Origin of the sequence: Vibrio sp. V12_P9A6T4, from assembly GCF_963874835.1 — a bacterium.
GTDB lineage: Bacteria > Pseudomonadota > Gammaproteobacteria > Enterobacterales > Vibrionaceae > Vibrio > Vibrio anguillarum.
Map to the genome: position 1 here is coordinate 1 of NZ_CAWNJO010000096.1, position 10,008 is coordinate 10,008.

Consider the following 10,008-nt stretch of genomic DNA (forward strand, 5'->3'; position numbering starts at 1 on the left):
GTGGTGGCTTTATTTTGATTAGTAAAATAAAGATGTAATTGTGATTTTCATCACTTTTGGTTCTTTAATTTTTAATAATTAAAGTGAAAGTGTGATTTTAATCTCTTTTTTATTAAAAGTTAAAATTCAAAAAGTATGATATTGATCGATTAAATATTGTTGACAAGTTGTATTTTTGTTTTTTGTTGTAAATTTACATGTCAATTTAATGACCATGATCACGAAGAAATGATTTGTAAGCTAGGATTTATGAGGGGCTGATCACGAAAAACCCGTCGTCAGTTCCAGAATGAAATTGTGTGGTAAATTGATTGTGTACTAAGCAATCAACGGTTTTTCGCAGAACCGTTACAACAACAATATTCATCAGAACATCGAACGGGGAATCCACATGATATCACCAGATGCAAAGATCAAGATACAAAATTTTGGTCGCTTCTTATCTAACATGGTTATGCCAAACATTGGCGCGTTTATCGCGTGGGGCTTTATAACCGCACTATTTATCCCAACGGGTTGGCTACCGAATGAAACGTTAGCGTCTATGGTTGGGCCGATGATTACTTACTTATTACCACTGCTGATTGGTTACACGGGTGGTAAATTGGTTGGTGGAGAACGTGGCGCTGTTGTCGGTGCTATCACCACAATGGGTGTGATTGTCGGAACAGATATCCCCATGTTCATGGGAGCCATGATGGTTGGCCCTATGGGTGGTTGGGCGATCAAAACCTTTGACCAACGTGTTGAAGGTAAAGTAAAAAGCGGTTTTGAGATGTTGGTAAACAACTTCTCGGCAGGCATTATTGGTATGCTTGGCGCAATCTTGGCGTTTTACCTTATTGGGCCATTTGTCAAAGTGCTCTCTGGTGGTTTAGCGGCAGGCGTAAACTTCTTAGTTTCAGCACACCTTTTACCACTGACTTCTATTTTTGTTGAACCCGCGAAGATCTTGTTCCTTAACAACGCGATTAACCACGGTATTTTCTCACCGTTAGGTATTCAACAAGCCAGTGAAATGGGTCAGTCAATCTTCTTCTTGATTGAAGCAAACCCTGGCCCCGGTCTCGGTATTTTGTTGGCTTACATGGTGTTTGGTAAAGGTACAGCACGTCAAACAGCTGGTGGCGCTTCCATCATTCACTTCTTCGGCGGCATCCATGAGATTTATTTCCCATACATACTGATGAATCCACGTCTGATTCTTGCAGCGATTGCTGGTGGTATGACAGGGGTATTCATTTTGACTCTCTTTAATGCAGGTATTGTTTCTCCAGCGTCTCCTGGCTCTATCTTTGCAGTGCTACTGATGACACAGAAAGGATCGATTGTTGGCGTATTATGCTCAATATTTGGTGCGGCAGGTGTGTCCTTTACCGTTGCGTCATTATTGATGAAAGCACAGAGCAGCACCGAGGAAGAAGGTGATGAAGCGGCGTTAGAAAAAGCCACATCACAAATGAAAGAGATGAAATCGAGCGCAAAGGGCAATGTGACGGCGGCTTCTCAAAAAAGCAATATTGATTTAGCCAACGTGAAAAGCATTATTGTTGCTTGCGATGCGGGTATGGGTTCAAGCGCGATGGGCGCAAGCATGCTGCGTAAAAAAATCAAAGATGCGGGCTTAGCGATTCACGTCACTAACCTTGCCATCAATAGTTTGCCGGAGAACGCAGAAATCGTGATTACTCATAAAGACCTGACTGGCCGCGCACGCACACATGCACCCAGTGCACAGCATATTTCACTGAGCAACTTTTTAGACAGTGAAATGTACAACCAGCTTGTGACTAAGCTTTTGGCAGCTCAACGCCCTAAGGCGGCGAATGATAGCGATGTGGTTAAAGTATCCATCCTCGCTGCGAATGACGACAGCTTTGAAATTCAAAAACCGTCCGTTTTTCAAATCCAAAAAGAAAACATTCACTTAGGTTTGAATGCCGCTAATAAAGAAGAAGCCATTCGTTTCGCTGGCAATAAGTTAGTTGAGCTTGGCTATGCGGAGCCTGAGTATGTTGATGCCATGTTTGAACGTGAGAAAATGGTATCCACTTATCTTGGAGAATCGATTGCCGTTCCTCATGGCACCGTCGCCGCCAAAGACCGTGTGATTAAAACGGGTATTGTGATTTGCCAATATCCTGCTGGTGTGCAGTTTACGGACGACCAAGATGGCGTAGCGAAACTGGTTATCGGTATTGCCGCCAAAAATGATGAACATATTCAAGTTATTACCACCATTACCAACGCACTCGATGAGCCTGATGCTATCGAGAAACTCACCTCAACCAGAGACGTGAGCGATATCTTGGCCATCCTATCGGGTAACCAAGCAGCGTAACGCTTTTGCTCCTGAGGCAAAACGAGGTCGGCTGTTCCCCTATACTGCTGACCTCACCTCAATTGAAGTATTAAGCGCTCTTTTCTCTTTTAGATAAGTTTTTGGTAGGTAAGATTATGAAAAATGCAGTACATTTTGGCGCGGGTAACATTGGTCGTGGTTTTATTGGTAAATTATTGGCCGATGCAGACATTGAAGTGACTTTTGCCGATGTAAATGAACCTTTGGTCGATCAATTGAGTCATCGTCAAGAATACAAAGTAAAGGTAGTGGGTTCTGAGTGCAAAATTGATACTGTCACTCATGTCACTGCGGTGAATTCAGCCAGTGATGATGTGATTGATCGCATTGTAAAAACGGATTTGGTCACCACAGCTGTCGGCCCTGCAGTGCTTGATATCATTGCGAAAACGATCGCCAAAGGTATCACCAAAAGATTTGAAGCGGGCAATGAACAGCCACTCAATGTGATCGCTTGTGAAAACATGGTTCGCGGTACAACACACCTGAAAGGCGAAGTGTATAAATATCTAGACCCATCGCTGCATGCTAAAACCGATGAGTTAATTGGTTTTGTCGATTCCGCGGTGGATCGCATTGTGCCACCTGTCGAAGCAGCAAACGATGACCCGTTGGCCGTGACGGTTGAAAGTTTCAGCGAATGGATTGTTGATGAGCAGCAATTTAAAGGTGAGATCCCCAATATTGAAGGGATGGAAAAAACCAATAATCTGATGGCTTTTGTTGAGCGTAAACTCTTCACCCTAAATACAGGGCACTGCATTACCGCCTATTTGGGTTGTTTGAGTGGTCATAAGACGATTCGTGAAGCGATTGAAGATCCTGCAATTCGTCAGCAAGTGAAGCAAGCCATGCACGAAAGCGGTGAAGTACTCATTCGTCGTTACGGTTTTGACCGTGAATTGCACGCCGCTTATATCGAAAAAATATTGAGCCGCTTTGCCAACCCATATTTGGTGGATGAAGTGGATCGCGTTGGTCGTCAGCCAATACGAAAATTAGGCCCCAATGATAGATTAATCAAGCCATTACTCGGTACAATCGAGTACGGTGTTGAAAACAAAACGCTATTGAAAGGGATTGCGGCGGCCCTTAAATATACCAACGACAGCGATCCTCAAGCAGTCGAGCTTCAAACATCATTGAACCAATATGGCGTATGTAAAACACTGGCCCATTACACAGGGTTAGATGAGCAGAGCGAGCAGGTTAAGCAAATTGAAGCGATCTACAAACAGCTTTAATCACATAAATACTTTGGAGGGCGCTAATGCCCTCCCTTTATAACAACAATTAGTACAGCGTATGGCAGATAGAATTAACGAAAGCGATATAATTGAACGACTGAATAGTGCCCATTCGGTGCGCGGATTCTTTATTACGACGGTTGAAGTGTTCAATGAGGCGATTGACGCATTAATGCAACGCATTTTTCGCAAAGATAACTTCGCTGTCCAATCAGTAGTTGGCCCTCTATTGCAAGATTCTGGACCACTCGGCAACTTGTCTGTCAGGCTAAAACTGCTGTTTGGCCTTGGGGTATTACCTGATGATGTTTACCACGATATTGAAGATATCATCAAACTGCGTAATCAACTCAATAGTGATGGTGCTGAATACGAGTTCACCGACCCGAAAATTTTGGTGCCGATAAAAAAGCTCCATTTGGTGGCCAAAATGGGCATGGTGCAGTTGGAAGTATTGGAACCGGATGGCGACATTGAACTGGATTTTTACCAGCTTCAACTTCAGCGTCAGCAACAAATCATCAAATCCGGGCTCTCATTGGCGATTGTCGAAATTTGCAATGAACTGAACAAAGAGAGCCCATTTTAGCCTCATCCCAGACAGGCAAGGATTGCCTTTTCAATGAGTTCTACACCTCCCTTTTTAATCTTCTTGTGTTAGCCTAACCTTCATCTAACGAAAAGAGATTTGATGATGAAAATTGGCATTATTGGTCTAGGTGATATCGCGCAAAAGGCGTATCTTCCGGTCATCACACAGCGCCCAGATTTAGAATTGGTATTTTGTACTCGTAATCCAGCTCTTGTTACGCAGCTAGCGCAGCGTTACCGCATTTCAGAGAATTGCACGGATTATCGAGAGCTACTTGGCTATAACGTTGATGCGGTTATGATCCATGCGGCGACCTCGGCTCACCCTCAAATCGCCCAATTTTTCCTTGAACACGGAATTCCAACCTTTGTTGATAAGCCGCTAGCCGACAGTGCAAGCGCCTGTGAAATGTTGTATGAGCTTGCAGAAAAGCATCGTCAACCCTTGTATGTAGGGTTTAATCGCCGACATATTCCGCTCTATAACCAACACCTAAATGCAGTGCAAACTGGTAATAGAAACGACTTACGTTCGCTTCGTTGGGAAAAGCACCGCTATGATCTGCCCGGTGATGTGCGCACCTTTATCTTTGATGATTTTATCCATCCGCTAGACAGCGTAAACGTGAATGCTAAAGCCACATTGGATGATGCTTATATTACCTATCAGCAGCATCAAGGTCAGTTATCCCGCTTGGATGTTCAATGGCAACACGGCGAAAGTTTGCTGCATGCCTCAATGAATCGCCAGTTCGGCATAACCGCTGAGCGAGTCAGCGCGAGCTTTGTGAATGAAGGTTTTGAGTTTGACTCGTTTACACAAGGAAAACGTTGGCATCAAGGGCAAGAGCAAGCCCTTAGTTTAAAAGATTGGACGCCAATGCTGACCAGTAAAGGCTTTAGCGCCATGATTGACGATTGGATTGGCGTGATAAACAGCGGAAAGCTGGCTTCAGAAGTGGTGGCACGTAACTTGGCCTCGCACCAGCTGGCAGAGGCGCTGTGTCATTATATTGCGAAGCAAATTCGTTAAAACAAAGCGTGATTGAGTAGTAAGTGGACACCAATACTTGCGGCGTAGCCTGTTGCAATAATCGGTGTCCATTTTAGATGGCCTACAAAGGTGTATTTGCCGTGTGCAGCGCCCATCAGAGCCACTCCAGCGGCTGAGCCAATCGAGAGTAAACTGCCGCCGACGCCCGCTGTTAATGTGACGAGCAGCCAGTTTCCTGTGGACATATCGGGTTCCATCGTCAGTACTGCAAACATGACGGGAATGTTATCGACAATCGCCGAAAGAAACCCAATCATCACGTTTGCCCATATGGGGTTCCATTGGCTATACATCACTTCCGAGATCAAGCCTAAATAACCCAGTAAGCTTAGCCCTCCTACGCACATGACCACCCCGTAGAAAAACAGTAGCGTATCCCATTCGGCGTGTGAAACTCGCTTAAAGACATCGAATGGCACCACAGAGCCAATACGTTTTAGGGCGGCCTCGTCATTATTTGCAATCGCAATTACGGTTTTTTTGGCCAGCGAAGTAGGTAAGGTTTTCCTGAGGAAGTAGCCAAAAAATTGTAAGTAAGCGAGCCCCATCATCATGCCTATCACGGGTGGAAAGCGCACCACAGCATGGAATGCTACGGCGGTAGCAATGGTTAACATGAAAAGTACGACAATACGGCGGGCTCCGCGTTTAAGCTCGACATGTTCATGCAGGGTGGTTGGCTTTTCCTTGGGCAGAAAAAATGACATCAGCAATGCAGGAACAAGGTAGTTGATCACAGAAGGGAGAAACAGAGAAAGGAACTGTGAAAATGGCACATGGCCCGCTTGCCAAACCATTAAGGTGGTGATGTCTCCAAAAGGGCTAAAAGCGCCTCCGGCGTTAGCCGCTACGACGATATTAATACAAGCAATGTTGATAAAACGTGGGTTGTTTCCTGCCACTTTTAGTACGACAGCGCACATCAACAGTGCGGTGGTTAGGTTATCGGCAATTGGCGAGATGAAAAATGCAAGTAGCCCCGTGATCCAAAAAAGAGCACGAAAATCAAAACCTTTTCCCACCATCCACGCTTGTAATGCATCAAATAATCGCCGCTCTTCCATTGCACTGATGTAGGTCATCGCGACTAACAGAAACAGCAATAATTCGGCGTATTCCAGCAAATTATGCTCTAGCGCATTTTTGGCAATCTCGGTTAATTCATACTGCTGATAAACATAACCAATCATGGCCCAAATTAAACCAGCTGCAAGTAACACAGGTTTAGACTTTCGTAGCTTAAGGTACTCCTCCATCATGACCAAAGTGTATGCCAGAGTAAAAATGACTAAAGAGGCATAACCAATCGTTGAGTGTGTTAGATCTAACGAATCGATATCGTTAGAGGAAGCGAGAGCGACTGAAGGAAAGAGTAAAGTGCAGAACAAAAGAAGCCATGTGCGTCGAGGTATCATTGTGTTCACTCCTAGAAAGTTAGGCTGATAAAATTCTAGATCTATTGAAGATAGTTCGGTGTGAGATAGCTCTGATCTGCTTGATTTTTAATCTTATTCTTGACCTGTAAAGCGAATAAAGAAAAACCCTGTAGCAATGGCGACAGGGTTTGATTTTGATGAGTGGAAGTGAAGAAAGTTAGGCTTGAGCTTTTGCTAAATGGACTTCTTCTTCTTTCACGCCAGCTTGTGGATCATTAAAGCGAGCTTCATCTAACGCACCTTCTGTTTTCGCCACAATAAGAGTCACACAGCTATCACCAGTAATATTGACTGCGGTGCGGATCATATCTAATAAGCGGTCAACACCCATAATCAAAGCAATACCTTCTAGTGGCAAGCCGACTTGGTTTAGCACCATCGCTAGCATGACAAGACCAACCCCCGGAACGCCTGCTGTACCAACAGAGGCTAGTGTTGCCGTGAGGATGACCATCACGTAGTCACCCATGGTTAGGTCGATATTGAACGCTTGGGCAATAAATGCTGTCGCAACGCCTTGCATGATCGCTGTGCCATCCATGTTAACGGTCGCACCTAGCGGAATGGTGAAAGAAGCTATCTTGTTATCAACCCCTAAGCGGTTTTTAGCCGTTTCCATGGTGACGGGTATAGTCGCATTGGAAGAGGCTGTAGAGAAAGCGAACATAATGGCATCTTCCATTTTACGGAAGAAGGTGATTGGACTTAAACCAGTAAAGCCTTTCAACATCAAACTATAGGTGACAAAACCGTGTAGCAGTAGGGTAACCGTCAGTACTACGAAGTATTCTGCGAGGTTCAAAATGGCACTTAAACCAAGGCTGGTGAACAATTTCGCCATCAGGAAAAATACGCCGTATGGAGCAAGGTTCATCAACAAGGCGACTAGTTTCATAATAACTTCGTTCAAGTCATTAAAAACGCCCGCAATACGCTCGCCCGGTTTACCCGCGGCACTGATGGCTATGCCAAATAGTACTGCAAAGACGATGACCTGCAGTGTTTTACCTTCTGCCATCGCGCTGATTGGGTTGGTCGGGAACATATCAATAAACACTTGGCCCAAAGAAGGGGCTTGCGCAGATTGGAATGAGCTTGCTGCGGTTAAATCGGCTCCGGACCCCGGTTGAAACACAGTGCCCATTGTCAGTGCCAGTGTGATGGCAATCGCAGTGGTTGCGATGTAAAAGGCTAGGGTTTTACCGCCCATGCGGCCAAGTGTGGTGAGATCTTTCAGTGAGCTCGTACCACAAACGAGAGAAACAAACACGAGGGGTACAACTAACATTTTTAAGCTGGCGATAAAGATTTTTCCGCCAACATCGAATAAGCCGTTAACGATATACGCGTCAACAAATCCGTTTTCAGCAAATAGGGCTCGAATGGCAAAGCCAGTCAAAATACCCGCTACCATACCTAAAATAACACGGCCGGTAAGCGACATCGGTTTTTTGGTATTCATTGTGAACACTCCTTTATTTTATGCACTTCGACATCATTTCAAAGCGTGCCGCAGGTTAGCAGGGCTGAGTGCAAATCAAAAAGTAAAATAATGTTAACGGTTAATTGCTGTGATCTTTATCACTTAAAACTGCCCATCTTTTACGTTTTTATAACCTATTTTTGGGTTTAAATTTTTATTTTTTATCATTTGGCAACACATGAGTCTTTTGTGTTAACAAATGTCACTATTCTCATCTAATGGTAATTCGCTAGTTTTCATTCAATTTTAAGCTCGTTTGGTTGCATATTTACCCATTAAGGTTGCTTTATATGAATAGGGTCTCAACGGCACTTTTATGTAGCATAAAAGGAAGGGCATGCAACACAAGTAGAGAAAGGAAGGAAAGTGATACTAAGTTGAATGTTATCGACTGAAAATCTTAACGTTTGAAGGAGGCTTGGCCTCCTTCAATGAAACGGTATGCTGGCCTTAGGCATAGATTATGCGAGCTTTTTATTTAACCAGTTATCAAGTGCCAATTTGCCAGCACCAGAGAAAACCAACGATACACTGGCTGCAAGCAGCGCAAGGCCAAACTCATAACCGTTATTAGCCATGAATAAGCCGTTACCTAAGTGTACAGAAGCGATTGCGACGATCATCGTAATAGAAAGAAGCAAGGCGGCAGGGCGAGTTAGTAAGCCAAGCAAAATGAATAGGCCCCCAAAGAATTCACCACTACCCGCTAAAAATGCCATCAACACACCTGGGTGTAAGCCAATTGAAGCCATCCATTGACCTGTGCCTTCTAATCCATATCCTCCAAACCAGCCAAAGAGTTTCTGCGCACCGTGCGCCATAAAAATGATGCCAATTGGGAAACGAAGCGCAAGCGCAGAAAATCCAGAAGTTGATGTGGTTAGTTGTTTCAATAGTGCTTTCATTAAAGTGTCCTCAGATTCATTAAAAGGTAGTAGGTGCTCAGCGGCTTCCTAGCTGTTGGAGCCAGTGTAGAGTGATTCGTAACCTGAGATAACTCACTCTGTTTGATGATTAAGTTCGAAAAAATTGAACAAGATTTATATAGTACTTTTCTTAGCGCGGGGAATGTTGTGACCTTCTATCTATGATGATTCATGCCGATTGATCGTCTGATATCCCCTTCCTACTTGAAGCTGCAGCGGTGTTGGTTACGTTCGCTCACTTCATCAAATCGTTTATCTATGCTTATGGGGGCAACTTACTTTCCAACCTACCTGCAACTTCAAGTTGTGTAGTTATATACAATATTATCATTTATATGGACACTAATAGCATTCGGATTGACCTGTATTTCATAGTAGTGTCTTTTCAAAGGAGCAGATAATGAATTAAAAAACGAAGAAGGTTACTAAAATAAACGGGCTACCTTTGGGTCGTTAGCTATATCTTTCTTTACAATGTCATCCATCATCTGTTTTCTCTTTCCCATGGTTTATAAAAAGTGTAAATATTAAAATAATGGAATAAGTGTCAAGAAATAATCAGATTTATGTCCGAATAGATAAATATCTTATTGTTTGGTCATTAGGGTAAATAGTGAATTACGTTTTGATAAAATACCAAATTAGTTGGTTTACAGTTCCAGCAAAGTGCTCAGCCATAGATTAAAGAGCTTCGAGAATGAAGGCTTTTTCCTTCCCATTGAAAGCTGTAGCGATGTTGACTACATTTTTAGCTATTGCTATGGGGTGCTCACTTGCCATATCGACCTGCAACTTCAAGTTGTTTAGTCATAGACAGCCTAAACTGTATTTTTGCGCTTTTAAGTGCCTTTTTCATAAGACTCGTCGTTATCAAGAGTACCATCTTCTTTAATTTTCTCTGTTTATTGC

At 43.6% G+C, this 10,008-nt stretch carries 7 protein-coding genes; 4 read left to right on the forward strand and 3 right to left on the reverse strand.

Annotated elements, in window-relative coordinates:
* Positions 1–391 precede the first annotated feature (391 nt).
* From AACQ42_RS15265 to AACQ42_RS15280, 4 genes are all read left to right on the forward strand, one after another.
* Positions 392–2,341 carry a PTS mannitol transporter subunit IICBA gene (locus AACQ42_RS15265; RefSeq protein WP_094133869.1) on the forward strand — a complete coding sequence of 650 codons (1,950 nt, stop codon included), beginning with the start codon at positions 392–394 and terminating at the stop codon, positions 2,339–2,341.
* A 116-nt stretch (positions 2,342–2,457) separates the two neighbouring features.
* The gene (locus tag AACQ42_RS15270) at positions 2,458–3,606 is read left to right on the forward strand and encodes a mannitol-1-phosphate 5-dehydrogenase (protein ID WP_094166275.1); all 1,149 of its coding nucleotides are present in this window, start codon (positions 2,458–2,460) and stop codon (positions 3,604–3,606) included.
* Between the two features lie 61 nt (positions 3,607–3,667).
* Complete coding sequence (locus AACQ42_RS15275; RefSeq protein WP_010319258.1) at positions 3,668–4,198, forward strand: MltR family transcriptional regulator; 531 nt, start codon at positions 3,668–3,670, stop codon at positions 4,196–4,198.
* Between the two features lie 105 nt (positions 4,199–4,303).
* Entirely contained in the window at positions 4,304–5,233 is a 930-nt protein-coding gene (locus AACQ42_RS15280) for a Gfo/Idh/MocA family protein (RefSeq protein ID WP_026027760.1), read from the forward strand.
* On the opposite strand, the gene nhaD is transcribed toward AACQ42_RS15280, so the two are convergent.
* From nhaD to AACQ42_RS15295, 3 genes are all read right to left on the reverse strand, one after another.
* Positions 5,230–6,678 (reverse strand): sodium:proton antiporter NhaD, encoded by a 1,449-nt coding sequence (gene nhaD / locus AACQ42_RS15285; RefSeq protein WP_088733080.1) that lies wholly within the window; start codon positions 6,676–6,678, stop codon positions 5,230–5,232. The two genes, AACQ42_RS15280 and nhaD, sit on opposite strands and share 4 nt — an antisense overlap.
* 169 nt (positions 6,679–6,847) lie before the next feature.
* A complete protein-coding gene (locus tag AACQ42_RS15290; protein ID WP_029189696.1) occupies positions 6,848–8,152 on the reverse strand; it encodes a dicarboxylate/amino acid:cation symporter in 1,305 nt (434 codons plus the stop codon).
* A 482-nt stretch (positions 8,153–8,634) separates the two neighbouring features.
* Complete coding sequence (locus AACQ42_RS15295; RefSeq protein ID WP_017049325.1) at positions 8,635–9,078, reverse strand: DoxX family protein; 444 nt, start codon at positions 9,076–9,078, stop codon at positions 8,635–8,637.
* Between the last annotated feature and the right edge of the window lie 930 nt (positions 9,079–10,008).